Annotated in this window: 18 protein-coding genes; 16 read left to right on the top strand and 2 right to left on the bottom strand. The window is 58.9% G+C overall.

What is annotated here, in order from left to right; translation table 11 throughout:
- Positions 1-6 precede the first annotated feature (6 nt).
- From sdaAB to NFS31_RS05255, 5 genes are all read left to right on the top strand, one after another.
- Complete coding sequence (gene sdaAB / locus NFS31_RS05275; protein ID WP_251492349.1) at positions 7-663, top strand: L-serine ammonia-lyase, iron-sulfur-dependent subunit beta; 657 nt, start codon at positions 7-9, stop codon at positions 661-663.
- A gap of 75 nt (positions 664-738) precedes the next feature.
- Entirely contained in the window at positions 739-1602 is an 864-nt protein-coding gene (sdaAA, locus tag NFS31_RS05270; RefSeq protein WP_251492347.1) for an L-serine ammonia-lyase, iron-sulfur-dependent, subunit alpha, read from the top strand.
- Between the two features lie 455 nt (positions 1603-2057).
- Entirely contained in the window at positions 2058-2696 is a 639-nt protein-coding gene (locus NFS31_RS05265; protein WP_251492345.1) for a cytidylate kinase-like family protein, read from the top strand.
- A gap of 253 nt (positions 2697-2949) precedes the next feature.
- Complete coding sequence (locus NFS31_RS05260) at positions 2950-4302, top strand: MATE family efflux transporter (RefSeq protein WP_251492461.1); 1353 nt, start codon at positions 2950-2952, stop codon at positions 4300-4302.
- A gap of 4 nt (positions 4303-4306) precedes the next feature.
- Positions 4307-6232 (top strand): PrpR N-terminal domain-containing protein, encoded by a 1926-nt coding sequence (locus NFS31_RS05255; RefSeq protein WP_251492343.1) that lies wholly within the window; start codon positions 4307-4309, stop codon positions 6230-6232.
- Positions 6233-6319: 87 nt separating this feature from the next.
- On the opposite strand, the gene NFS31_RS05250 is transcribed toward NFS31_RS05255, so the two are convergent.
- Both NFS31_RS05250 and NFS31_RS05245 read right to left on the bottom strand, forming a co-directional pair.
- A complete protein-coding gene (locus NFS31_RS05250) occupies positions 6320-6547 on the bottom strand; it encodes a pyridoxamine 5'-phosphate oxidase family protein (protein WP_331482530.1) in 228 nt (75 codons plus the stop codon).
- 43 nt (positions 6548-6590) lie between these two features.
- A complete protein-coding gene (locus NFS31_RS05245) occupies positions 6591-7034 on the bottom strand; it encodes a MarR family winged helix-turn-helix transcriptional regulator (protein ID WP_251492341.1) in 444 nt (147 codons plus the stop codon).
- Between the two features lie 216 nt (positions 7035-7250).
- Here NFS31_RS05245 and NFS31_RS05240 point away from each other — a divergent pair, with 216 nt between their 5' ends.
- From NFS31_RS05240 to pknB, 11 genes are all read left to right on the top strand, one after another.
- A complete protein-coding gene (locus NFS31_RS05240; protein ID WP_251492340.1) occupies positions 7251-10772 on the top strand; it encodes a DNA translocase FtsK in 3522 nt (1173 codons plus the stop codon).
- A gap of 782 nt (positions 10773-11554) precedes the next feature.
- A complete protein-coding gene (locus NFS31_RS05235) occupies positions 11555-13018 on the top strand; it encodes a UDP-N-acetylmuramoyl-L-alanyl-D-glutamate--2,6-diaminopimelate ligase (RefSeq protein WP_251492338.1) in 1464 nt (487 codons plus the stop codon).
- A 10-nt stretch (positions 13019-13028) separates the two neighbouring features.
- Positions 13029-14489 (top strand): UDP-N-acetylmuramoyl-tripeptide--D-alanyl-D-alanine ligase, encoded by a 1461-nt coding sequence (locus NFS31_RS05230; RefSeq protein ID WP_251492459.1) that lies wholly within the window; start codon positions 13029-13031, stop codon positions 14487-14489.
- Position 14490: 1 nt separating this feature from the next.
- The gene (gene priA / locus NFS31_RS05225; protein WP_251492336.1) at positions 14491-16740 is read left to right on the top strand and encodes a replication restart helicase PriA; all 2250 of its coding nucleotides are present in this window, start codon (positions 14491-14493) and stop codon (positions 16738-16740) included.
- Positions 16741-16776: 36 nt separating this feature from the next.
- A complete protein-coding gene (gene def, locus NFS31_RS05220) occupies positions 16777-17250 on the top strand; it encodes a peptide deformylase (protein ID WP_251492334.1) in 474 nt (157 codons plus the stop codon).
- 5 nt (positions 17251-17255) lie between these two features.
- Complete coding sequence (gene fmt / locus NFS31_RS05215; protein WP_251492332.1) at positions 17256-18194, top strand: methionyl-tRNA formyltransferase; 939 nt, start codon at positions 17256-17258, stop codon at positions 18192-18194.
- A gap of 23 nt (positions 18195-18217) precedes the next feature.
- Positions 18218-18925, top strand: coding sequence for a zinc metallopeptidase (locus NFS31_RS05210; protein WP_251492330.1), 708 nt, complete (start codon positions 18218-18220; stop codon positions 18923-18925).
- Complete coding sequence (gene rsmB, locus NFS31_RS05205; RefSeq protein WP_251492328.1) at positions 18918-20255, top strand: 16S rRNA (cytosine(967)-C(5))-methyltransferase RsmB; 1338 nt, start codon at positions 18918-18920, stop codon at positions 20253-20255. The genes NFS31_RS05210 and rsmB overlap by 8 nt, the downstream gene beginning before the upstream one ends.
- Before the next feature lie 37 nt (positions 20256-20292).
- Positions 20293-21372: a dual-specificity RNA methyltransferase RlmN gene (gene rlmN, locus NFS31_RS05200; protein WP_251492326.1), complete on the top strand. Its 1080-nt coding sequence runs from the start codon at positions 20293-20295 to the stop codon at positions 21370-21372.
- Entirely contained in the window at positions 21369-22121 is a 753-nt protein-coding gene (locus tag NFS31_RS05195; RefSeq protein WP_251492324.1) for a Stp1/IreP family PP2C-type Ser/Thr phosphatase, read from the top strand. The genes rlmN and NFS31_RS05195 overlap by 4 nt, the downstream gene beginning before the upstream one ends.
- Positions 22118-24259: a Stk1 family PASTA domain-containing Ser/Thr kinase gene (gene pknB, locus NFS31_RS05190; protein WP_251492322.1), complete on the top strand. Its 2142-nt coding sequence runs from the start codon at positions 22118-22120 to the stop codon at positions 24257-24259. The genes NFS31_RS05195 and pknB overlap by 4 nt, the downstream gene beginning before the upstream one ends.
- Positions 24260-24261 lie beyond the last annotated feature (2 nt).

The raw sequence follows: 24261 nt of genomic DNA, 5'->3' as shown, positions 1-24261 counted from the left end.
ATACAGATGAATTTATTTGATATTTTGGGCCCGGTGATGGTCGGGCCGAGCAGTTCCCACACGGCGGGCGCGGTGCGGATCGGCCTGGCGGCGAGAAAGCTTTTGATGGAGGAGCCGAAGCAGGCGCATATCACGCTGTACGGCTCATTCTCATCCACCGGCGTCGGACACGGTACGGACCGCGCCCTGGTCGCCGGACTTCTCGGCATGGAGCCGGATGACATGCGTATCCCAAAGAGTTTTGAGGCGGCAGAGGAGGCGGGGCTTTCGATCCGGTTTTCCCATGACGTGTGCAAGGATTACCATCCGAATACGGCGGTTCTCGACGTTTCGTCCGCCTCGGGCCGCCGTATCGTAGCGCGCGCCTCGTCGCTGGGCGGAGGGCGCATCATGATCGACGCTCTGGACGACGTGGAGATCCATGTGACAGGGGAGAGGCCGGTCGTGGTGATCCACAACGTTGATCAGCCGGGGTGCGTGTCGGAAGTGACGTCTGTCATGGCCTCCCATGTTGTGAACATTGCGACCATGACGCTGCACCGCAGCAAGCGGGGCGGAACGGCCGTGATGGTGATTGAGATGGATCAGAATATCGGGGAAGAGGCGCTGGCGCGGCTTGAGCGGATCAGGGGGATCCTCAAGGTTACATGCCTGAACCTGTAAAAAGGGACGTTACGGTCCCGGAAAACCTTTCAGACAGGGCCTGCGCGCAGAACGCGCCGGGAGTGGAGGAATGTTATGGCTTATCATTCATTGGAATCAATTGCAGCATACTGCAGAGAGCATGGGGCGTCCTTTTATGAGGCGGTTCTTGCGGATGACCGGGAGGAGCGCGATACGACGGCAGAGGAATCGCTGTCGCGCATGGCGGTCCTGTGGAATACCATGAAGGAAACCGACGCCTCGTATGATGCGGCGCTGCGCTCGCCGAGCGGCCTTTCAGGCGGCCAGGGCGCGCGGATGGAGGTATATGGAAAACAGGGCGGCGGCTATTGCGGTTCCTTTATGAACAAGGTCATGCAGGCCGCGCTTAAGACAGCGGAATCGAACGCCTGCATGCGCCGTATTGTGGCGGCGCCCACGGCCGGCTCGTGCGGGGTGATGCCCGCAGTCCTGATCCCGGCTGCAAAGGAGTGGGGATTTTCCGATCAGAAGATGATCGAATCCCTCTATGTCGCTGCCGGCATCGGCCAGGTCGCGGCTGAGCGCGCCTATATCGCCGGCGCCTCCGGCGGCTGCCAGGCCGAGATCGGCGTTGCCTCCGCCATGGCCGCCGGCGCCCTGGTCTATTTAAAAGACGGGACGCCGGAGCAGATCTGCGATGCGGCTGCGATCGCCATCAAAAGCCTTCTGGGCCTCGTCTGCGATCCGGTGGCCGGACTGGTGGAGGTTCCCTGCGTCAAGCGCAATGTCTTAGGCGCGGTGAATGCCCTCACAAGCGCCGATATGGCGCTGGCCGGGATCCGGAGCTTTGTGCCGGCGGATCAGGTTTTGGACGCGATGAAAGAGGTGGGGGATAAGATGGACAGCTCGCTGAAGGAGACGGGCGCGGGCGGACTGGCGGCTTCGCGGGCGGCGAAGGAGCTGAGGGTTGTTCATTAGGTTGTCGTGAGGGGGACGCCGCCGGTATACCGTCTGCTGGCGGCGGCCCCTCTCACGCCCCCTGCTGCCGGGAGTAAGTTCGTGACATGCGCCGGATAACAAGCGGAACCGTATTGCAGAATAAAATTAAGATAAAAATTTAGCTGTTCCGGATGACTTTTCTGAATTTTTGCGATATAATAGAGTATATCAAAGAAATGTTATGATACCAGGGTCAAAAGGTCTAAAATCCGATGCAGGCTCGCTTGGAGGAGGATTTTTGAATCTGGGACCCGCCAAAAACATGAAAAAGGAGCCCGATCAGGGCGGATTTTGAATGTTTTTGAGGATTGCGGGAGCACAAAGTGCGGAGCAATCCGGTATCAAAGGGGCCAAAACACCTTTTGACCCCGACATCATGTCATCGAATTCGGTTGACGGGTTGACGCAGCGTTGGCTGGAAAGGAGCGCAGGCTATGAAGGGAAATTTAGTGATTACAATCGGCCGTGAATGCGGCAGTTCCGGAAGGTTAATCGGCCAGAGGCTGGCAGAGGATCTCGGCGTAAAGTGCTATGACAAGGAGCTTTTGTCGCTGGCTGCCAAGAACAGCGGGCTTTGTGAGGAATTATTCAAGACGCATGACGAGAAGCCGACAAACAGCTTTTTGTATTCTCTGGTGATGGACACGTATTCCATGGGCTATAATACCTCGGCCTATATGGATATGCCGATCAACCATAAGATTTTTCTGGCGCAGTTTGATACGATCAAGAAGCTGGCGAATGAGGAGTCCTGCGTGATTGTCGGGCGGTGCGCGGATTATGCGCTGGCGGATTATCCGAATACGGTTACGGTGTTTATCAGCGGCAATGAAGAGGATAAGATTAAGAGCCTGATGGAGCGCCACGGCCTGACGGAGCAGAAGGCAAAGGATCTGATGATCAAGACGGATAAACGGCGCGCCAGTTACTATAATTATTATTCGAGCAAAAAGTGGGGCGGCTCGAGGAGCTATGATCTGTGTCTCAATAGCAGCGCGGTAGGGCTTGAGGGGGCCGTTGAGGTGATCAAGGCGTTTGCCAGATGCAAGCAGGATTTTGTCGGTAAACGATAAAACGGAGCGGGCCGGCGTTTGACGAAGCGTTTTTCCGCCAAAGCGCCGCATCCTTTACGCGCCGGAGACAGGGGAATCCTGCGGGGCAGGGTTCTTTTGTCCCCGGCGCGTCTGGCGTCTGTCGGCGGGATAAGGGCTCTCCTTCCCCGCAGGGGGCCAAAACAGGATGGGCCGCGCGGCGTTCTGGGCCGTTTAAGAGGGCCGGGGAAGGGTACGCAGATAAGATGGATGAGGGAACATGGGAAAGTCGAGTTTGAACCGGGATCTTACGGTGGGCAGGCCGGAGAAAGTCCTTTGGAATTTTTGCCTGCCGCTGTTTGCGAGTATTCTGTTCCAGCAGCTTTACAATATAGCGGACAGCCTGGTGGCCGGGAAATGGATTGGGGAGCACGCGCTGGCGGCGGTGGGAAACAGCTATGAGATCACGCTGATTTTCATTGCCTTTGCCATCGGCGCCAATATGGGCTGCTCGGTGGTGACAGCCCGGTTGTTCGGCGGCAGGCAGTATGGGCGGATGAAGACCGCTGTCTATACAGCCTTCCTCTCGATCGCCGCCCTGTGCGCGGTTCTGATGGCGCTGGGGCTTTTCTTTGGGGGAGGGCTTTTGCGCCTGATCCATACGCCGGAGGATATTTTTGCGGATTCTAAGCTATATCTGGATATCTACATACTGGGCCTGCCGTTCCTGTTTTTTTACAATGTCTCAACCGGCATTTTTTCGGCGCTGGGGGATTCGAGGACGCCGTTTTTCTTTCTGGCTGCTTCTTCCACGTCGAATATTCTGGTGGACATCCTGTTTGTGGACCGTTTCAGGATGGGCGTGGCCGGCGTGGGCTGGGCGACCTTCCTGTGCCAGGGCGTGAGCTGTCTTTTGGCGCTCTGCGTCATTTTCTCCAGGCTGCGGGCGCTGCCGGCGGGGAAGGTCCCTGTGTTTTCCTGGGAAGCGTTTTGCAGGCTTTCGGCGGCGGCTGTGCCGGGGATTTTGCAGCAGAGCTCGATCTCGCTGGGAAATATTGTCCTGCAGGGCGTGATTAACGGCTTTGGGCCGGGAGTGATCGCCGGGTATTCGGCGGCGGTGAAGCTGAATAATCTCGTGATTTCCTCCCTGACGACGCTGGGAAACGGGATTTCGAGCTATACGGCGCAGAATATCGGCGCGGGGCAGATGGACCGTGTGCGGGCGGGCTTTCGCGCCGGGCTTCGGATCGTGTGGCTGCTCTGCGTGCCGATTGCGCTTTTGTACTGGCTGGGCGCGGCGGGGCTGATCCATATTTTCCTGGATGAGCCCTCGGATACGGCGCTTTTATCCGGCGTCAGCTTCCTGCGGATCGTGTCGCCGTTTTATTTTGTCATCTCCGCAAAGCTTGTGCTGGACGGGATCCTGCGCGGATCGGGGATGATGATGCGTTTTATGGCGGCGACATGTACGGATTTGATCGTCCGTGTGGCGCTGTCGTTTGCCTTTGCAGCGCCGTTTGGCATTACAGGCGTGTGGTGCTCATGGCCCTTTGGCTGGGCGGCCGGACTGCTTCTCGTGGCCGCCTCTTACCGGGCGGGGCCGTGGAGTGGGAAGGAGAAGCGGGACGAAAGCGGGGGAGTGAGATAGCGAGATGATAAAGACAGTGGTATTTCTTCCGGATGAACGGCTGCTTGAGGCAGCGCAGTCCATGATCCGGGAGAGAAAGCTTACAGATGTTTCGGTGAAGGCGATCCGGACGATGGACGCGGTAAATGAGGCGCGGGCGGCGGCCGAGAGGGGGGCCGGGCTTCTGGCTGCCTGCGGCTATCAGGCAAAGCTGATCCGGGAGTATACAAAGCTCCCGCTGGTGGAGATCCGGATCCACACCCAGGAGCTGGGGCTGCTTTTGAAGCGCGCCAGGGCCATGGCCAGGAAAGAGAGGCCGCACATCGGCCTGGCGGTTCCGGAAAATCTCCTCTGCGATTTGGAATCCATGGAGGAATTGTTTGATTTGCGCCTTTCCGTGGTATTTTTAAAGCAGACGGATCACATCTCAAGGGCGCTTCGGGAGCTGGCGCGCTTAAAGCCGGATGTGATCATGGGAGGGGAGGCCGTATGCGCCGAGGCGCGCCAGATGGGCTTTCCCTCGCTGGCCCTTGATATCACGGAGCGCTCGGTCGCCGCTGCGCTTTTAGAGACGGAGCGCATGGCGGCTGTCGCGCGGCTGCAGACGGCGGCGGGCGCGGCAGAAGAAGGCGCGGCGCGGGACGCCCTGGCGGACGGCGGCGGGGCTTTGGAGGGACGCGTGCGGGTGAGCCCGAACGGGACGGTGCTCTCCATAAGCAGGCGGATCGAGGAGCTGATCAGCCGGAAAAATGAGGAGGTCGTGGGGCTTCCGCTTTCCGGGGTGTTCCCGGAGCTGGATGCCAAGGCCGCGGCCCGGATCCTGCGCGGGGAGCAGAAGGAGTACAGCGCCTGCGCAGAGCTTTTGGGCCGCTCGTGGCTGATCCGCATGACGCCGGTGCGCTATGGGGCGCAGATCACGGGCGCAAACGTGGATTTTAAAAGCGTGGAGGCGGCGTTTTCCCGGCAGGATGGGCGGCATTTCCGGAAAAGCAGGCTGATCGGCTATGAGGCGGGCGCGCTGTTTGAGGACATCGCCACAGAGGATGAGGCGATGCAGAGAGCTCTGGCGCTGGCGAGACGGTACGCCGGATCCGATGCGCCTGTGCTGATTTACGGGGAAGAGGGCACGGAGTATCAGATGGCCGCGGAGGCGATCCACAATATCAGCCTGAGGAGAGGCGGCCCCTTTGTCCGCGTGGATGCAAAGGTGATCTCCGAGGCCGGGAAAGACATACGAACCGGGCTTTTAGAAGCCCTCAAAAAGGCCGCCGGGGGGACGCTGTTTATCAAGGATGTGGATCGGCTTGCGCCCTCTTTGCAGAGCGGGCTTACCAGGCTTCTGACCGCGGACGGCGCGGCCCGCACAGACGCGCAGCCGCTCTACAGCCCCGGCGTGCGCGTGATGGCCTCTTCTGGGATCTGTCTCCGGAACCTGGTCCGAAACGGGTTCTTCCATGAAGAGCTGTTTTACCTGCTGCACGGCCTGACACTCACGATACCGCCGCTCAGGCGCAGGCCGGCGGATCTGGAGCTGTATTTTGAGCGGTACCTTAAGGAATGCGCGGCCCGGTACCACAGGGAGCTTACGCCGGCGGACGGGGCCCTTAAGGCGCTTTGCGGGCTGGATTTTAACGGAAACCATATCCAGCTTAAGGCATTTTGCGAGCGGCTGGCCCTGACCGCGGACGGGGAGCGCGTGGACGCGGCGCAGATCCGGGAGCTCTATGAGGAGCTCTACCCGGAGCTTTCCGGGCCGGAGCCGGAGCGGGAAGCGCCCGAGCGGATCGTGGTGTACCAGCCGCCGGAGGCGACAGAGCTGAATGAGGTGCTGGAGAAGTATAAGGGCAACCGGGGGCTGGCCGCAAAAGAGCTGGGGATCAGCACCACGACGCTGTGGAGGAAGATGCGGAAATACGGGATTGAGGCCAGATATGTGAATGCGGAGGTATAGGCCGCGGCGCCGGAATGGGTGTAAAACATGTTCCGGCCCCGCAGCCCGCGCGGCGGGCAGGCCATCTGTTTGATATTGACGGGATGTTTAATGTGCATATGTCAGCATAATACCTTCATACTTAAAGCGCCCTCTGTTATAAAAATAAATACTTGCCTTTGGGTTCTTCATAAACTGCTGCGAACGCATGGAAGAAGTATTGGCCGTAAAATAAAAGCAATTTCCGTCTATTTTACGCGGCGTAAACATCGCTTTTATATTTGGGAAACCACCTTCGTCTGCTGAACCGATAAAAACAGTTTTCTGCTTTTGGATAAATTCGGTTATATATTCTATTTTTGTTATTGAAATCCTCCCTTCATGAATTGCCTGTATGCAGATTTTCTGTCAGGGTTTCCAGTATCCGGGCAAGATACTGCTCAAACTGCCGCTGTTCTTTTTCTGAAAAACCGTGATAAAACAGGGTATTCATCTGCTGAGATACAGCTTCAAATCTTGTCTGCAGTGATTTTGCATATTCAGTAAGCGACACTATGGCCTGGCGGCGGTTTCTGGGGTTTATCTTCCTCTCCACAATCCCCTTATTTACCATGCCGTTTATTACCACAGAAACCGTATTTTTGGCAAGGGATGTTTCCTTACTTATTTCGCTGATTGTAAGGTGATCCGTTTTCCACAAAATAAACAGAATCCGTCCCTGCCCGCCGCTTATTTCGATGCCGTTTTCAAGTAATAACCTTTCAAAAATCCTGTCCTGAAGCTGCTTTATCTGTGTGATATAAAATCCGCCTTTCGTCTCCAATAAATCACCTCAGATCCGGTTAGAATATTTCTATATAGAACAATTATTAGTTTACCACGTAGTATTGATAAATGCAATATAAAGCCCCCAATCCCGTTGCTTTTTTTTCCATTTTTATGTATACTACTCTGTAGCCTGTCCGGTAACACGCGCGCAGGCAGTATAAAAACCTTGTGAATTACAAATTGTATGTCAGATATTGGAGGCTGAAAAACAGTGGCAGGCGCAAGCAGAAAAAAACAGGATACAGACAGCAGAAAAGGGACGGCCGCCAGGCAGAAAAACACTTCGGCCCAGGCCGCGGGCAGCCGCGCAAAGGGCGGGGCAGGGCGTCCCGGGGCGGGGCGGAGCAGGGCGGCGGCGCAGCCTTTGGAGGAAGAGAACAGCTTTATGGGGACCGAGGTGGCGATCATTGTGACGTTTGCGGTGTCGGTGCTTTTGTTCTTGAGTAATTTCGGCCTTTGCGGCGCAGTGGGCGATTTCTGCCGGAAAACGCTTCTGGGCGTGTTTGGCAGCATCGGGTATGTGGCGCCCATCCTTTTGTTTACGGGCGCCTGCTTTTATCTGTCCAACCGGGGCGATGTCCGGGCGGTGATTAAGATGACAGCCATGGCGGCCGTGCTGCTTGCCCTGTGCGGGCTGTCGCAGATGATGTTTGGGGGCGGGCTGAAAGAGGGCTGGAAGCTGACCGCTTATTTTATGGAATCCGGCGCCAGCGGCTCGGGCGGCGGATTGATTGGCGGGATTTTAGTGGTGCTTTTGGCCGGTTCTCTGGGAAATGTGGGCGCGTATCTGGTGCTCTTTGTCCTGCTGGCGATTGGGGCGGTCTGCGTGACGGAGCGCTCGCTTGTGAACCTGGTGAAGCAGGGCGGGGAGAAGGCGTATGAGTACGCCAGGGAGGATATGAGCCGCCGCCGGGAGCTTCATGAGGAGCGGAAGGAGGAACGGGCCCGGCTGCGCGAGGAACAGCGCGTGCGGGGCGTGAATCTGGGCGCGACGAGGCTGGCCGATGATGTCCTGATGCGTGATTTTACGTCCGACATCCCGGAGGGGACGGTTTTGGGCCCGGATACGGGCGGATATGATTATGATGAGGATATGGCGCCGGAAGGAGCGGGCGCGCGGCCGCAGAGCCCGGCGGATGTCTTCCGCGGCGTGATCCACCGGCCCGGGCAGGAGGATTTTGACGCCGCGCCGGAGGAAGAGCCGGCGGGAGAATGGGGGGAAGAGCCCTGCATGGAAGAAGGCCGCCCGGCGCATGAGACATTTTTTGCAGATGAGGAAATCCCCATGCAGGATTTCCCCGCACAGGAAATTCCCGTGCAGGAGGCTGCTGATTACGGGCTGGAGAGCGAAACAAAAGAGCCGGCCGGGAAAGTTCCGGAACCAAAGGCCAGCCGGAAGCTGGACTATGGTCCAGAGGACGGATCCGACAGCGATCAGCTTCTCAAACATCTTTATATCCGCCGGGATGTAAGAACCTTTGAGGAGCTTGCCGGCGATGCGGCCGGGGGCGCGGGGGCGGACGTTGCCAGAACAGGCGCGGCGCGCGGTAATTCGGCGGCGGCAGGCCCGGGAAGAGACGCAGCCCGGGCGCAGGAAGGATCATCGGCGGACCCGGCCCCGAGTGACGGCGCAGCCGCGGGCCAGGGGGGAAGCGCAGGTAATCCTGCGGGCGGCCGGACGCCGGACATCCGGGACGGGAGCGCGCCTGGCCGTGCAGCGGCCGATGCAGTCCTGGCCGGGGGTGCGTCCGCCGGAGCGCCGGACGCCGTTCGGGGCGCGAATGTGCCCGGAGCAGCAGACGCCGTCCCGGGCGGGGGCATGCGGCCGGAGCCCCAGATATCCGCGGGCCGGGACGGCGCTGCGGCGCGATCGGAAGAGAGGCCGCAGCCCTGGCGTTCTGAACATGCGTACGTTGCAGCGGCGGAGGCTCTCGGGGATGCCGGGGACGTCTATGGAGGCGACGCTTTTATTGAAGAGGATGCGGAGGGCTTTCTTGATATCCGGCCGGAGGATGGGCTCAGTCTCGAACACGTATCATCCACCGTGCCTGTGAGGAAGGAGGCGCCCGGCGCGCCCTCCTCCTCCGCGTCGGCTTTTGTTGTCCCGGAGGAGGCGAAGCGGGTGGTAACGACATCCGGGAAGGTGATTGAAACCGATACGGAAGCGGTCAGGAAGGTCATGGAGCAGAAGCGGGAGGAGAGAAAGAACCTGCCGGATAGGGACACGGTTCCGGAGCTGATAAGTAAAAAGGCTGAAACCGTGAAAGCAGTCAAGAAGGAGTATATTTTCCCGCCGCTTGATCTGTTAAAGCGCGGAGAGCGGAATACGACCTTTTCCGACAAGGAATACCGGGAGACAGCGATCAAGCTCCAGCAGACGCTGCAGAACTTCGGGGTCGGCGTTACGGTGACGAACATAAGCTGCGGCCCGTCGGTTACGCGCTATGAGCTGCACCCGGAGCAGGGCGTTAAGGTGAGCAAGATCGTCGGCCTGGCGGATGACATCAAACTGAGCCTGGCCGCGGCGGACATCCGCATAGAAGCGCCGATCCCGGGCAAGTCAGCGGTGGGGATCGAGGTGCCGAACAAGGAAAACCAGGTTGTGCTTCTGCGGGAGCTGCTGGAGACAGAGGATTTCAGGCGTCATCCCTCGCGCATGGCTTTTGCCGTAGGTAAGGATATCGGCGGCCAGGCAGTGGTAACGGATATCGCCAAAATGCCGCACCTGCTGATCGCGGGCGCAACGGGCTCCGGAAAATCGGTCTGCATCAATACGCTGATCATGAGCGTCATTTATAAGGCAAAGCCCGAGGATGTCAAGCTCATCATGGTGGATCCAAAGGTGGTAGAGCTGAGCGTATACAACGGGATCCCGCATCTTTTGATCCCGGTGGTAACGGATCCGAAAAAAGCCTCCGGGGCGCTCAACTGGGCCGTGGGGGAGATGATGGACCGCTACGCGAAATTTGCCAAATACAATGTCCGCGACTTAAAGGGCTACAACGAAAAAATCCAGCGGACGGCAGAGATTGACGATGACAATAAGCCTGAAAAGCTGCCCCAGATCGTGATTATTGTAGACGAGCTGGCGGATCTGATGATGGTAGCCCCCGGGGAGGTGGAGGACGCGATCTGCCGCTTGGCCCAGCTCGCAAGAGCCGCGGGCATCCATCTCGTAATTGCGACACAGCGCCCGTCCGTCAACGTCATCACGGGCCTCATCAAGGCAAACGTGCCCTCCAGGATCGCATTTTCCGTTTCGTCCGGCGTGGACTCGCGCACGATCATTGATATGAACGGGGCGGAAAAGCTGTTAGGAAAGGGCGACATGCTCTTTTACCCGTCCGGCTACCAGAAGCCGCAGCGCGTACAGGGCGCATTCGTGTCGGATCAGGAGGTTTCCGCCGTGGTGGAATTCCTGACAGAGCAGGGCCTGACCGCGGAGTACAGCGCGGACGTACAGTCCCGGATCGGGAACGGCTCCATGTCCGGCGGAGACGCAGGCCGGAGCGAGCAGGACGCGTATTTCGCACAGGCCGGGCGTTTTATCATTGAAAAGGATAAGGCGTCGATCGGGATGCTGCAGAGGATGTTCAAGATCGGATTTAACCGGGCGGCGAGGATTATGGACCAGCTTGCGGACGCGGGAGTGGTCGGCGAGGAAGAAGGGACGAAGCCGAGGAAGATTTTGATGAGCATGGAGGAGTTTGAGAACATGCTTGAGGAAGAGTGATGGGGTAGCGTTGTTTATTTGCGAACGGCGGGCGGTGGAGATGCGTATGATAGTAGTATAGATGTCGTGAAGGGGCCGCCCGGAACAGGCTGTGTATCCGACGGAACCGCGCTCTCGCTCAGTGAAAAGCGCAGCGGTGCTAAGCTCGAAAAGGCCTCGCTAAGTACCGGCGGTTTTCAATGGGTTCCTTACGGATACATAGCCTGTCCCGGGCTACGTTTTTGCGGGCTATAGAGCAGAGCGGCATAGCTCTCATTTGGTAAAGAACTGCTGGCCGATCTGGATTAGCATAAATTATTGCATAATATTTTGTATTCGTTAGGCGCTTAACAACGAAATCTTGCGCAAAATGGCAAAATTTTTGGTTCCGGCTTGTCCGGGTTGTGATTTGTAGATAAGTAGATAAATTACCGCTCAAAAAATGTAAGAACCTTGTTTTATGAGCTTTTCAGAGTAATGCTTTGAGTTGTTAATCTTCTACAATTGCTTAATTTACAGCGCAATGAATAAATCACATTGCCAATACAGAACTCAAAACGGGATACATTCCCAACCCCGGCCGGCCAACAGCGTAGCCTGGAACCGGCAGGAAATCCGTAAGGAACCCACCCCAAACCGCCGGCACTTAGCGAGGTCTTTAAAGGGCTTAGTGTCCGCTGCGCTTTTCACTGAGCGAGAGCGGGGTTCCGTCGGATTCGCTGCCGGTTCCAGGTGGCCCCTTCACGATCCCCCCGGCCAGCCCCCAAGACCCCCATCCCACCCCATAAACAGGAGGAAATGCTATGAAACTCAAGGATTGGACCAAGGAATTAAATTACGCCTTATTACAGGGCTCCCTCTCTGAAGAAGTAAACGAAGTCGTCTACGATTCCAGAAAAGCCGCCCCCGGCGCCGTATTCGTCTGCATGCGCGGAGCAAATGTGGATTCCCATCGCTTTATCCCGGACGTGATTGAAGCCGGCTGCCGCGTCCTTGTCACAGAGAAAGAAGTAGAGGCCCCCAAGACCGTCACCGTTCTCCGGGTTGAAAACGGGCGGAATGCCCTGGCGCTTTTGTCGGCCGCGCGCTTTGGCTGTCCGGTGAAGCGGATGACGATGATCGGCGTGACAGGGACAAAGGGAAAGACGACGACGACTTACATGATCAAGTCCATCCTGGAAGCCTGCGGCGGGAAGACGGGGCTGATCGGGACGAATGGCGCGATGATCGGGGAGGAACGTTTTAAGACGGACAACACGACGCCGGAGTCGTACATCCTGCAGGAGTATTTTGCGAAGATGGCGGACGCCGGATGTAAGTATGTGGTGATGGAGGTGTCCTCCCAGAGCTATCTGATGCATCGGGTGGACGGGATTTTCTTTGATTACGCTGTCTTTTTGAATATTTCCAATGACCATATCGGGCCCAATGAGCACGCCAGCTTTGAGGAGTATCTGCACTATAAAAAACAGCTTTTACAGCACAGCGCGGTCTGCCTCGTGAACCGGGACGACGGACATTTTGCGGATATTGCGCAGGGGGCGGCGGCGCGGATCGAGACGTTTTCCCTGGAACAGGAGGCGGATGCCTGGGCGGAGGGGATCCGCTACATAAGAGAGCATGATTTTGTGGGAGTGGAGTTTCGGATGAAGGGCATGTGGGATCTCGCCCTGCGGGTCAATGTGCCGGGGCGTTTTAATGTGTATAACGCGCTGGCAGCGGCCGGGGTCTGCAGCCATCTGGGGCTTGATAAGGAGCGTGTCCGCCACGCGCTGGAGCACATACAGGTGGACGGCCGCATGGAGATTGTGCACCGTTCGCCCAAATGTACGGTGATCGTGGATTATGCGCACAATGCGGTCAGCATGGAGAGCCTTCTTATGACGCTGCGCGATTACCGTCCGAAGCGCCTGGTCTGTGTCTTTGGCTGCGGCGGCAACCGGGCAAAGGATCGGCGGTATTCTATGGGGGAGATCGGCGGGAGACTGGCGGATCTGTGTATCATCACAGCTGATAATTCCCGGTTTGAGAATGTGGAGGATATTTTAGCGGACATTAAGACCGGCCTTTCGCGGACGGACGGCGCGTATCTGGAGATTCCGGACCGCCGGGAGGCGATTGAGTACAGCCTCGCCCACGCGCAGGAGGGGGATATGATTGCCATTATCGGAAAAGGGCATGAAGATTATCAGGAGATCCGGGGCGTGCGCTATCCGTTTTTGGATCGGAGCGTCGTCAGGGAGGCGGCGGCCCGGCTGGGGCTTTAAAGGAGGAACGATGGAGATCAGGGTAAAGGAAATCGCGCAGGCAGCGAGAGGGAGTCTTTTGTGTGGGGACAGCCTTACGCCGCTTCGCCATATCAGTATTGATTCCAGGGCTATGAGGGGGGACGATTTGTTTGTCCCCCTGATCGGGGAGAAAAACGACGCGCACCGTTTTATCGGCCAGGCCATGGAGAACGGCGCGGCTGCGGCGCTTACCTCAAGGCATGAGACGGCGCCAAAGGGCTTTACGGGGGCGCTTATACGGGTTGAGGATACAAAGGCGGCGCTGCAGGCGATCGGCGCGTACATCCGGCGGCGGCTTTGTATCCCTCTGGTTGGGATCACGGGCAGCGTGGGCAAGACGACGACGCGTGAAATGACGGCGGCCGCGCTTTCGGCGGCCTTCCGCACCTTTAAGACCCCGGCCAACCATAACAGCCAGGTAGGCGTTCCCATCACCATCTCCGAGATCGGGAGGGACGATGAGATCGGCGTGCTGGAGCTCGGCATGAGCGAGCCGGGCGAGATGGAGGTGATCGCGCGGCTCGCGGCCGTGGATGCGGCAGTGTTTACGAATATCGGCGTGACGCACATCGAAAATCTGGGCTCCCGCGAGCGTATTCTCGAGGAAAAGCTTCACATTCAGGACGGGATGAAGCCCGGAGGGGCCGTGTTCCTGAATGCGGATAATGATCTGCTGAAAACGGCGCGGATCAGGGAGGATCTGCGCGTGATCACATATGGGACCGGGCCGGATGCGGATTACCGGGCGGAGGAGATCCGCTCGGAGGGCGGCTTTGCTTCGTTTATCCTGGCCCATGGAAGCGCCAGGACGCCGGTGCGCCTGGGCGTGATGGGGGAGCACAATATTTCCAACGCCCTGGCGGCCCTGGCCGTTGCCGATTCGTTCGGCGTCTCCCCGGAACAGGCGGCGGCGGGCCTTTCGCGTTTTACCGGCTTTGAGGGGCGTCAGCAGGTGGAAACCGCGGGCGGCGTTACGGTGATCGACGATACGTATAACGCGAGCCCGGATTCGATGAAAGCCGGGCTCCGGGTGCTGTCATCCTTTGAGGGCGGAAGACGGATCGCCGTGCTGGCGGATATGAAGGAGCTGGGCCCGGACGCGCCGCGTTTCCACAGGGAGATCGGCATTTTTTTGCAGAATCAGCCCGTGGAGGAGCTGATCACGTACGGGGAGCTGGCGGCGGAGATCGCGGCTGCTGCTGCGGAGGCGCCTCCGGCCGGAATCGGATCCGGCGCGGATCCGGCGCGGGACGCTGATGCGGGGAATTGCGTAAGCCGGATGGCGCGCGCGGGGCAGGGCGTCCACACGAAATGCTTTAAAGAGGGGGAAATGGACGCGCTGCTTTGCTATCTGGAGGGCCTTTTGCAGGAAGGCGACACGGTTTTATTTAAGGGCTCGCACAGCATGGGCCTGGGGGCCGCGGCCGCGCGTTTTAAGGAAAAGAGGTAGGATGGATACCGGAACGTACGAATTTGCGGACATCATCATTGACATTTCCCATGAAAAGGTGGATAAGCCGTTCCAGTACCGGATCCCCGGGGCGCTTAAAGGGCAGATAGAGATCGGCGTCCGTGTGCGGATCCCCTTTGGAAAAGGAAACGGCATGCGGACAGGGTATGTGGTGGGGATTGGCAGCACGCCGGAATACGATGTGGGGCGGATCAAGGAGATAAGCGGGCTTGCGCCCGGCAGCACGCCGGTCCGATCCCAGTTGATAAAGCTTGCATGGTGGATGAAACGGACGTACGGCTGCACCATGAACCAGGCGTTAAAGACCGTGCTGCCTGTGAAGCAGGCCATAAAGGCAAAGGAAAAGCGGACGCTTGTCTGCCTTCTCGACGGCCCCGCCCTGCGCGCGGCGATCGGGGAGGCGGGGAAAAAAGGCTATAAGGCCCGGAAGCGCCTTTTATCAGCCTTTTTGGGGACGCCGGAGCTGTCGATGGAGGCCGCGGCCAAAAGGCTTAAGATTACGGCTTCCACGATCCGCCCCCTTGTGGAACAGGGGGCGCTCGCGGTGCGGTCCGAGGAGGAGGACAGGAGCCCGGTCCGGGGCGCGGGGGCTTGGGGGCAAAAGGCGGTATTAAATGAGGAGCAGGCGCGCGCGGCGGGCCGTTTTACAGCGGACTATGACGCGGGGGCGCGCGGCGTCTACCTGCTGCACGGGATCACGGGCAGCGGGAAGACCGAGGTGTATATGGAGTGCATGGAGCACGTGCTGGCGCAGGGAAAGCAGGTGATTGTGCTCATTCCGGAGATCTCCCTCACGTACCAGACCGTGATGCGCTTTTACCGCCGTTTTGGCGACCGGATCGCGATCTTAAATTCAAGGCTTTCGGACGGGGAGCGCTTTGACCAGTGGAAGCGGGCTGAGGAGGGCCGGGTTTCGGTCATGATCGGGCCGCGCTCGGCTCTGTTTGCGCCCTTTGAGCGACTGGGCCTTATCATCATGGACGAGGAGCACGAGGGGGCCTATAAAAGCGAGACGACGCCCCGCTACCACGCCCGCGAGGCGGCCAAAAGGCGGGCCATGGACAGCGGGGCCTCCCTGATCCTCGGATCGGCCACGCCGTCCATGGAGGCGTACCAGGAAGCCCTTTTGGGGGAGAGCCGGCTGCTCGTCCTAACGCGGCGGGCGGTGTCAGGCAGGCGTCTTCCAGCGGTGGAGATCGTGGATCTGCGCGCGGAGCTGCGGGAGGGGAACAAGAGCATGTTCAGCCGCCGCCTGCGGGAGCTTATCGAGGACCGCCTGGCAAAGCAGGAGCAGATCATGCTCTTTATCAACCGCCGCGGGTATTCCAATTTCGTTTCCTGCCGATCCTGCGGGGAGCCGGTGCGCTGCCCGCACTGCGACGTTTCGCTGACTCTGCACGGAAAAAGCCGCCTGGAGTGCCATTACTGCGGGTACAGCGTCCCCCTGATGGAAAAATGCCCGTCCTGCGGCTCGCCGTACCTGGCCGGCTTCGGGGCGGGGACGCAGAAGCTGGAGGAGCTTGCGAAAAAGGAATTCCCGGGCAGCCGGATCCTGCGCATGGACGCGGACACCACGGCCAGAAAGGGAGGACATGAGGCGATCCTCGCGGCGTTTTCGGCCCATGAGGCGGATATCCTAATCGGGACGCAGATGATCGTGAAAGGGCATGATTTCGGCCGCGTGACACTGGTGGGCGTCATGGCCGCGGATCTGTCGCTGAATACGCCGGATTACCGCTGCAGCGAGCGCACCTTCCAGCTCCTGACGCAGGCCGCCGGCCGGGCCGGCCGGGGCGAGACGGCCGGGGCGGTGGTGTTCCAGACCTATCAGCCGGATCACTACGCGATCCGCTGCGCGGCCTCTCAGGATTACGAGGCGTTTTTTAGCCAGGAGCTCGCTTACCGCCGGGCCATGAATTACCCGCCGCTGTGCCGGATGCAGGCCGTCCTTTTTTCCAGCGCCTCTCCGGGAACTCTGGGGGCGGCCGCGGATCTGGCTAGGGATGTGCTTTTGCGGGAGTTTGAAAAAGACGGGGCGCAGCGGGAGAACGCGCAGTTTATCGGCCCGGTTCATGCCCCGGTTTATAAAGTTAATGATATATATAGAAAAATTTTATATATAAAGAGTGGAAAATGTGATATACTTGATAGAATCAGGGGAATTTTGGAAACCCTGGCCTCCGGAAACGAGGTCTTCCGGACGGTGGCGGTCCAATACGATATTTCGTGACCGTTATACTATTTCTTAAAAGAGAGGGAAGATGAGATGGCAATCCGATCAATCAGAACTATTGGAGATGAAATTCTGACAAAAGAGTGCAAGCCGGTGAAGGAGATGACTCCGCGCACGGCGGAATTGATAGAGGATATGTTTGAAACCATGTACGAGGCGAACGGCGTGGGGCTGGCGGCTCCCCAGGTGGGGATTCTGCGCCAGATTATTGTGATCGATGTGGAGGACGGGAAGCAGTATGTGCTGATCAATCCCGAGATCCTGGAGGTCAGCGGCAGCCAGAGCGGCTCCGAGGCGTGCCTTAGCGTGCCGGGAAAGAGCGGAACCGTGACGCGCCCTGCGAATGTAAAGGTAAGGGCCTTTGACGAGAACATGAAGGAGTTTACGCTGGACGCCACGGAATACTTAGCCCGCGCGATCTGCCATGAATGCGACCATTTAAAAGGACATCTGTATGTGGAATTCGCGGAGGGACCGCTGGAGGACGTGCAGACAGAGGAGGATTAGAGGAAATGAAGCTTGTTTTTATGGGAACCCCGGATTTCGCCGTGCCGGCGCTTAAGGCGCTTCTTGGGGGAGGGCATGAGGTGGCGGCGGTTGTGACCCAGCCGGACCGTCCCAGGGGCCGGGGAAAGTCGCTCGTCATGTCCCCGGTCAAGGAAACGGCGCTTAAGCATGGCATACCTGTCCTGCAGCCGGAGCGGATCAAAAAGGACGAGGCATTTTTAAAGAGCCTTGAGGCGATTTCACCGGACGCCATTGTGGTAGCGGCTTTTGGCCAGATCCTGCCGGAGACGGTCCTCACGCTCCCCCGCTATGGCTGCATCAACATCCACGCCTCGCTGCTCCCGAAGTACCGCGGCGCCGCGCCGATCCAGTGGGCGGTGATAAACGGCGAGGAGGTCAGCGGCGTTACGACCATGCAGATGGACGCCGGGCTGGATACCGGGGATATCATGGAAACCATGGAAGTGGAGCTGCGCGTAAAGGAGACAGGCGGCAGCCTTTTTGAGAAGCTGAGCGCGGCCGGGGGAGAGCTTATCCTGTCCACGCTTCAGAAGGTGGAGGACGGGAGCATTACCCATACAAAGCAGGCGCAGGAGAAGAGCTCCTATGCCAAGATGCTTGATAAGGCGATGGGCAGGGTGGACTGGAGCCGGGGGGCGGAGGAGATCGAGCGCCTGATCCGCGGCCTGAACCCATGGCCCAGCGCCTACGCGTCTTATAAGGGGAAAACGTTAAAATTCTGGGACGCTGACGTAGTGATCCAGAAGGAGGAGAGGAAAGGGCGGCCCGGGGAGATCGTGTCCGTGGAAGAGGATCGTTTTCTGGTCCAGACCGGGAACGGGCTTCTCGCGGTCTATGAGCTGCAGCTTGAGGGCAAAAAACGCATGCCCACCGATGCATTTCTCAGAGGGTATCCCGTGAAGGCGGGGGAAACGTTAGAGTAACGTTTTTGGCGAAAGGAGATTTTATGTACGGTTACGGATACAGAATGTTTGATCCCACGATTTTTCTTGTTTTGATCGGCGTGGTTCTTTCTATGGCGGCTTCCGCGAAGGTGAACAGCACCTACGCGAAGTTTTCGCAGGTGCGCAGCATGACGGGCCTTACAGGGGCCGAGGCGGCGAAGCGCCTTTTAAATTCCCAGGGAATTTACGATGTGCAGGTCCGCCATGTGGCCGGAAAGCTGACGGATCACTATGATCCGAGGACAAAGACCGTGAACTTGTCGGACGCGGTGTACGGCTCCACATCGGTGGCGGCGATCGGCGTGGCTGCCCATGAGTGCGGCCATGCGATTCAGGACAACATGGAATATGTCCCGCTGCGGCTCAGGGCTGCGATTGTGCCGGCTGTCAATATCGGGGCGACGATTTCCTGGCCGGTGATTATTTTCGGCGTCCTCATCGGGGGCCTCGGCTCGCCGCTGGTGATGATTGGAATTCTCTTATTTTCCCTGTCCGTGCTCTTTCAGCTCGTGACGCTTCCCGTGGAGTTTAACGCTTCCGCGCGCGCGGTGCGCCTGCTGGATTCCATGGGGATCTTAAAGGGCCAGGAGGTGGGTTATACGAAGCAGGTGCTGGGCGCGGCGGCCCTCACGTATGTGGCGGCGGCGGCCGGGTCGATCTTACAGCTTTTGCGCCTGGTGATCCTGTTCGGAGGAAGAAGAGATGACTAAGGGGCCGCTTGTGCGGGAGATCGTTTTTGAGGCCCTGACGGAGATTCTGGAGGAAAACCGGCACTGCCATGTGATCCTCGCAAAGGCCCTGGACAAATACCAATATCTCGAAAAACCGGATCGCTCGCTGATCAAGCGCATGGTTCACGGAACCGTGGAATACCGGCTGACCATTGACCATATATTAAATCTGTACTCGAAAGTAAAGACCGAAAAGATGAAGCCAGCGATCCGCACGATCCTGCGGATGTCGGCGTACCAGATCCTTTATCTGGACCGGGTCCCGGATTTTGCCGTGTGCAACGAGGCGGTAAAGCTCGCGGGCCGCAGGGGCTTTCGCGGGCTTTCCGGCTTTGTGAACGGCGTTCTGCGCGCGGTTTCCAGGGATAAGGAGAAGCTTTCCTTTGAAGAGCCGTGCTATAAGTATTCCATGCCTGCCTGGATCTTTGCGATGTGGGAGGAGGAGCTCGGAGGCTGTGAGGCTGTGAGGCTGTGTGAGAGCTTCCTTGAGGGACGTCCGCTGATGGTCCGCTGCAACCGCAGCCGGGCTTCTGCGCAGGCGGTTCTTACTTCCCTTGCGGGCCAGGGCGTGACGGCGCGCGATATGGGCGCAGGCGTCTTTTCCCTGTCCGGAGTGGACTATCCGGAGGCGCTGGAGGCGTTTCAGAAGGGATGGATCCAGATTCAGGATTTGAGCTCCGCCCTGGCCGGGGAGGCGGCAGGCTTTAAGGAGGGCGACACGGTGCTTGATGTCTGCGGCGCGCCGGGCGGAAAGAGCGTCTGCGCGGCGGATCATCTTAAGGGAAGCGGGCTGGTGGTGTGCCGGGATCTAACGGAGGGCAAGGTGAGCCTGATTGAGGACACGATCCGGCGCAGCGGTTTTGCCAATATACAGGCCGGGGAGTGGGACGCCCTGTGTTTTGACCCGGAGTGGGAGGGCCGCGCCGATGTGGTGATCGCGGATCTGCCCTGCTCCGGGCTTGGGATCATCGGCCGCAAGCCGGATATCAAGTATCACGCCTCGCCGGAGCGGATCCGGGAGCTGGCGGCGCTGCAGCGGGAGATTCTGGACGTGGCCTGGCGCTATGTAAAGCCGGGCGGGACGCTTGTCTACAGCACCTGCACCATCAGCAGGAGGGAAAATCAGGAGAACCGGAGCTGGTTTCTGGAGAATCATCCCTTTGAGCCGGCGGACATCCGCGAAAGGCTCGGGGAGGACTTTACGCAGGAAAGCCTGCGGGAGGGCTATGTGCAGCTTCTCCCCGGGACGCATCCGTGCGACGGTTTTTTTATTGCGGTGATGAGACGCAGGGCCGCTCTGGCTGTCTGAACGGGCAGTACGAACATACACAGGAGTAAAAAGGGGTATGGAACGAAGGGATATTAAATCATTTACGCTGACGGAGCTGGAGACGGCTATGCGGGAGCTGGGGGAAAAGCCGTTCCGCGCCAGGCAGCTATACCAGTGGATGCATGAAAAGCTGGCCGGCTCGTTTGACGAGATGACGAGCCTTTCAAAAGAGCTCAGAAGGAAGCTTTTTGAGCAGTTCCTTTATGTATCCTTAAAGCCTGTCTGCGAGAAGGTTTCAAAGTTTGACGGGACGAGGAAATACCTCTTCGCCCTGGAGGACGGCCATGTGATTGAGAGCGTGCTGATGCGGTATTCGTACGGCAATTCCGTGTGCATTTCCTCCCAGGTCGGGTGCCGGATGGGGTGTACGTTCTGCGCCTCGACGCTGGACGGACTGGAGCGGAACCTGCGCGCCTCCGAGATGCTTGACCAGGTTTACCGGATCCAGGCCATGACCGGGGAGCGCGTTTCCCATGTAGTGGTGATGGGCTCCGGGGAACCGCTTGACAACTATGACAGCCTTCTCCGTTTTATACGGATCATAAGCGGAGAGGGCGGTCTCCGCCTTGGCCAGAGGAATATCACGGTTTCCACATGCGGCGTCGCGCCTGCGATCCGGCGTCTGGCCGAAGAAAAGCTTTCGGTCACGCTGGCGCTGTCCCTGCACGCGCCGGATGACGCGACGCGGAAAACGCTTATGCCCATCGCGAAGACCTACGCCCTTTCGGATGTCCTTGAGGCATGCCGCTTCTATTTTGAAAAGACGGGACGCCGCGTGACGTTTGAATACAGCCTGGTAAAGGGTGTAAACGACCGCCTTTCCGACGCCAGGGCCCTGGCCGCTCTCTTAAAGGGACAGCGCGGCCACGTCAACTTGATCCCGGTCAATCCGGTAAGGGAACGGGACTATGTTCAGTCAGACCGCCGGTCTGTGGAGGCGTTTCAGGGCTGCCTTGAAAAAAGCGGCGTGAACGCGACGATCCGCCGGGAGCTGGGGCGCGATATCGACGGCGCGTGCGGCCAGCTAAGGAGACGCTATATCGACTCCGTGAAAACGCCGGACGAGGGCGGTGGGGAAGGAGGGCGCAGCGAATGAAGGCATGCGCAGTAACGGACACGGGACGCGTGCGCCCGGTCAATCAGGATTTCCTGTATGCGAGTACGGAGCCGGTGGGACCCCTTGCGAACCTGTTTATCGTGGCGGACGGCATGGGCGGCCATCAGGCCGGCGATTTTGCATCGCGCTACCTGGTCGGCCATCTTGTGAAGCACATCGAGAGCAGCAGCCTGGCGGCGGAGCAGCCGGTGCCTGTCCTCCGCCAGGCGATTGAGGACGTCAACACAGAGCTGTTTGAGCTGGCCTGTGCGAAGCCGGATCTGGCCGGGATGGGAAGCACGCTGGTGGCCGCCACGGTGGCGGGCGGCGTGCTCTATGTGGCGAATGTGGGGGACAGCCGCCTCTATACGATCCGGGGAACCGGCATACGCCAGATCACAAGGGATCACTCCTTTGTGGAGGAGATGGTGTCCAGAGGACAGATGGAGCGGGGCAGCAGGGCCTATAAAGAGCAGAAGAATATCATAACGCGGGCAATGGGGATCGGGCGGAAGATCCGCATCGATTTTTTCGAGGAGCCGTTATCCGGGGGGGAGTACCTTCTCCTGTGTTCGGACGGTCTGACGAATATGGTGGATAATTCCGCGATTTTCCGCCTCGTTTTAATGCCTGAAACACTGCAGATGAAAGCCAAGGCATTGATCGCGCTGGCGAACCAGAACGGGGGAAGGGATAATATTGCCGTTATTCTTGTGGATCCCCAGATAAGCGAGGTGAGGGAAAGATGATGCTGAAGCCTGGAACTTATTTGCAGGAGCGCTATGAAATCCTCTCCCTGATCGGGACGGGGGGCATGTCTGAGGTGTATCAGGCAAAATGCCATAAGCTGAACCGCCTGGTGGCCATTAAGGTGTTAAAGGAGGAATTCTGCCAGGATTCCAATTTTGTCAGTAAATTCAAGATGGAGGCCCAGGCCGCGGCGGGGCTTTCGCATCCGAATATTGTCAGCGTGTTCGACGTGGTGGACGAGGAAGATCTGCACTTTATCGTCATGGAGCTGATCGAGGGGATCACGCTGAAGAGCTACATTCTGAAAAAAGGCCGCCTGGGCGTCAAGGAGACCATCGGGATCGCCATTCAGGTCGCGCAGGGCATTGCCGCGGCCCATGACCAGCACATCGTTCACCGGGATATCAAGCCCCAAAATATGCTGATCTCCCGGGACGGGAAGGTAAAAGTGGCTGATTTCGGGATCGCCCGGGCCGTGTCCTCCCAGACTGTCGGAGCCACGGCCGTGGGATCCGTGCATTACATTTCCCCGGAGCAGGCCAAAGGCGGCTACAGCGACGCCCGGAGCGATCTGTACTCCCTGGGGATTACGATGTATGAGATGGCCACCGGCCAGCCGCCCTTTGACGGGGAGAACACGGTGACGATCGCCCTGGCCCATCTGGAGGATCCCGTCTTTCCGCCCAGCCGCTTTAACCGCGAGGTGACGCCGAGCCTGGACCGAATTATCTTAAAATGTACGGCCAAACGGCCGGAGCGGCGTTATCAGGACGCGTATGAGCTGATCGCGGATCTGCGCCATGCGCTGGTGGATCCCAACGACGATTTTCTGAAAAAGGAGCCGGAGATCGACGAATCCTCGCCCACCGTGGTCCGCGGCGCGGACGGCCGGGAGCTGGCCCGCAGCGTACAGCGGCGCGAGACGCCGGATACGGACTGGGATATCAAGGTGCTGAACCCGGCGGCGCGCCGGGAGGAGCCAAGGCTTAAGGAGGAGACGGTCTGGATCGGAGAGCCGGAGCCGGCCCCCAGGAGAAAGGAACGGCGCGATGAGGCAAGTCCCGGCATGGAGCGGCTGCTTGCGGCCATCGGGGTGGTAGCTGCGATTCTGATTGTGGCAGTGGTCGTGGTGATTTTTGTCAGGCTGGGCGGGATTTTTCACAAGCCGTCGGGGGAGAAACGCCCGTCCACGGAGACCGTGGAATCATCCACGGAGGAGGGCATTGCCTCCACCCAGTGCCGCGTGCCGGATGTGATGGGCCTTACGGAGGAGCAGGCGAAGACGAGGCTTGAGGAAGAATCGCTTAAGATCCGCTATGAATACGCGGAATCCGGGGATGAAGAAAAGGGCCGCGTGATCGGGCAGAGCATTGAGAGCGGAACCGTTGTCTCCAAGATGAGCGAGGTGGCGGTGACGATCGGCGAGGGCACAAATAAGGTGGATCTCACGGACCTTTCCCTTGAGGAGCAGACCGGGGAGGCCGCGAAGGCGATTCTGGAAGCGCAGAGGCTCAGGGCGACGCTCGTGGAGGAGCACAGCGATACGGTGGAGACAGGAAAGGTGCTGCGTTATGAGCCGCAGAAGGCGGTGCCCGGGGAAGAGGTGACGCTTTATGTAAGCGCGGGCCCGGAGATTGTGTCTGTCCCCATGCCGGAGATTACGGGCATGTCGGAGGAGAACGCGCGGATCGTCATGGAAACCATCGGCCTGCAGCTCGGAGAGCGCCGGGAGGAGAGGAGCGCCGAGGTGGCGAAGGGCCTGATCATCCGTCAGGATATCGCGCCTAAGACGGAAACCCCCCAGGGGACGGCCGTGGGCTACACGGTCAGCACGGGCCGGGAGACGAAGTTTATGGCGGCCGTGAATGACGATTTCCAGCTCCGCGAGCTGTTCGGGCCGAGCTCCGGGGATACGGAAATCAAGGTTTCCATCCTGATGAAGCAGGTGGTAAACGGGCAGGTCAAGAGCACGGTTATACTGGCCCCGCGTATGATGGCAGGGGATATCACGATCCCGATCCATTATAACATTGAGGGCGCGGCCGGAGTGCTGACAGGGGAGCTTGAGGTGTGGGATCTGACGAATGACAAGATTCTTAAGACATACCCGCTGGAATTTCTGGAGGTGGATCGCTGAGG

This window comes from Otoolea muris (genome assembly GCF_943193115.1).
In the GTDB taxonomy this organism is placed as follows: Bacteria; Bacillota; Clostridia; order Lachnospirales; family Lachnospiraceae; genus Otoolea; species Otoolea muris.
Note: the sequence above shows the minus strand (reverse complement) of the source record. Positions and strands in the feature narration are given on the sequence as shown.

Coding starts and splice junctions, on each gene's coding strand:
- sdaAB (WP_251492349.1), top strand. CDS start 7: ATGAATTTATTTGATATTTTGGGCCCGGTGATGGTCGGGCCGAGCAGT.
- sdaAA (WP_251492347.1), top strand. CDS start 739: ATGGCTTATCATTCATTGGAATCAATTGCAGCATACTGCAGAGAGCAT.
- NFS31_RS05265 (WP_251492345.1), top strand. CDS start 2,058: ATGAAGGGAAATTTAGTGATTACAATCGGCCGTGAATGCGGCAGTTCC.
- NFS31_RS05255 (WP_251492343.1), top strand. CDS start 4,307: ATGATAAAGACAGTGGTATTTCTTCCGGATGAACGGCTGCTTGAGGCA.
- NFS31_RS05235 (WP_251492338.1), top strand. CDS start 11,555: ATGAAACTCAAGGATTGGACCAAGGAATTAAATTACGCCTTATTACAG.
- NFS31_RS05230 (WP_251492459.1), top strand. CDS start 13,029: ATGGAGATCAGGGTAAAGGAAATCGCGCAGGCAGCGAGAGGGAGTCTT.
- priA (WP_251492336.1), top strand. CDS start 14,491: ATGGATACCGGAACGTACGAATTTGCGGACATCATCATTGACATTTCC.
- def (WP_251492334.1), top strand. CDS start 16,777: ATGGCAATCCGATCAATCAGAACTATTGGAGATGAAATTCTGACAAAA.
- fmt (WP_251492332.1), top strand. CDS start 17,256: ATGAAGCTTGTTTTTATGGGAACCCCGGATTTCGCCGTGCCGGCGCTT.
- NFS31_RS05210 (WP_251492330.1), top strand. CDS start 18,218: ATGTACGGTTACGGATACAGAATGTTTGATCCCACGATTTTTCTTGTT.
- rsmB (WP_251492328.1), top strand. CDS start 18,918: ATGACTAAGGGGCCGCTTGTGCGGGAGATCGTTTTTGAGGCCCTGACG.
- rlmN (WP_251492326.1), top strand. CDS start 20,293: ATGGAACGAAGGGATATTAAATCATTTACGCTGACGGAGCTGGAGACG.
- NFS31_RS05195 (WP_251492324.1), top strand. CDS start 21,369: ATGAAGGCATGCGCAGTAACGGACACGGGACGCGTGCGCCCGGTCAAT.
- pknB (WP_251492322.1), top strand. CDS start 22,118: ATGATGCTGAAGCCTGGAACTTATTTGCAGGAGCGCTATGAAATCCTC.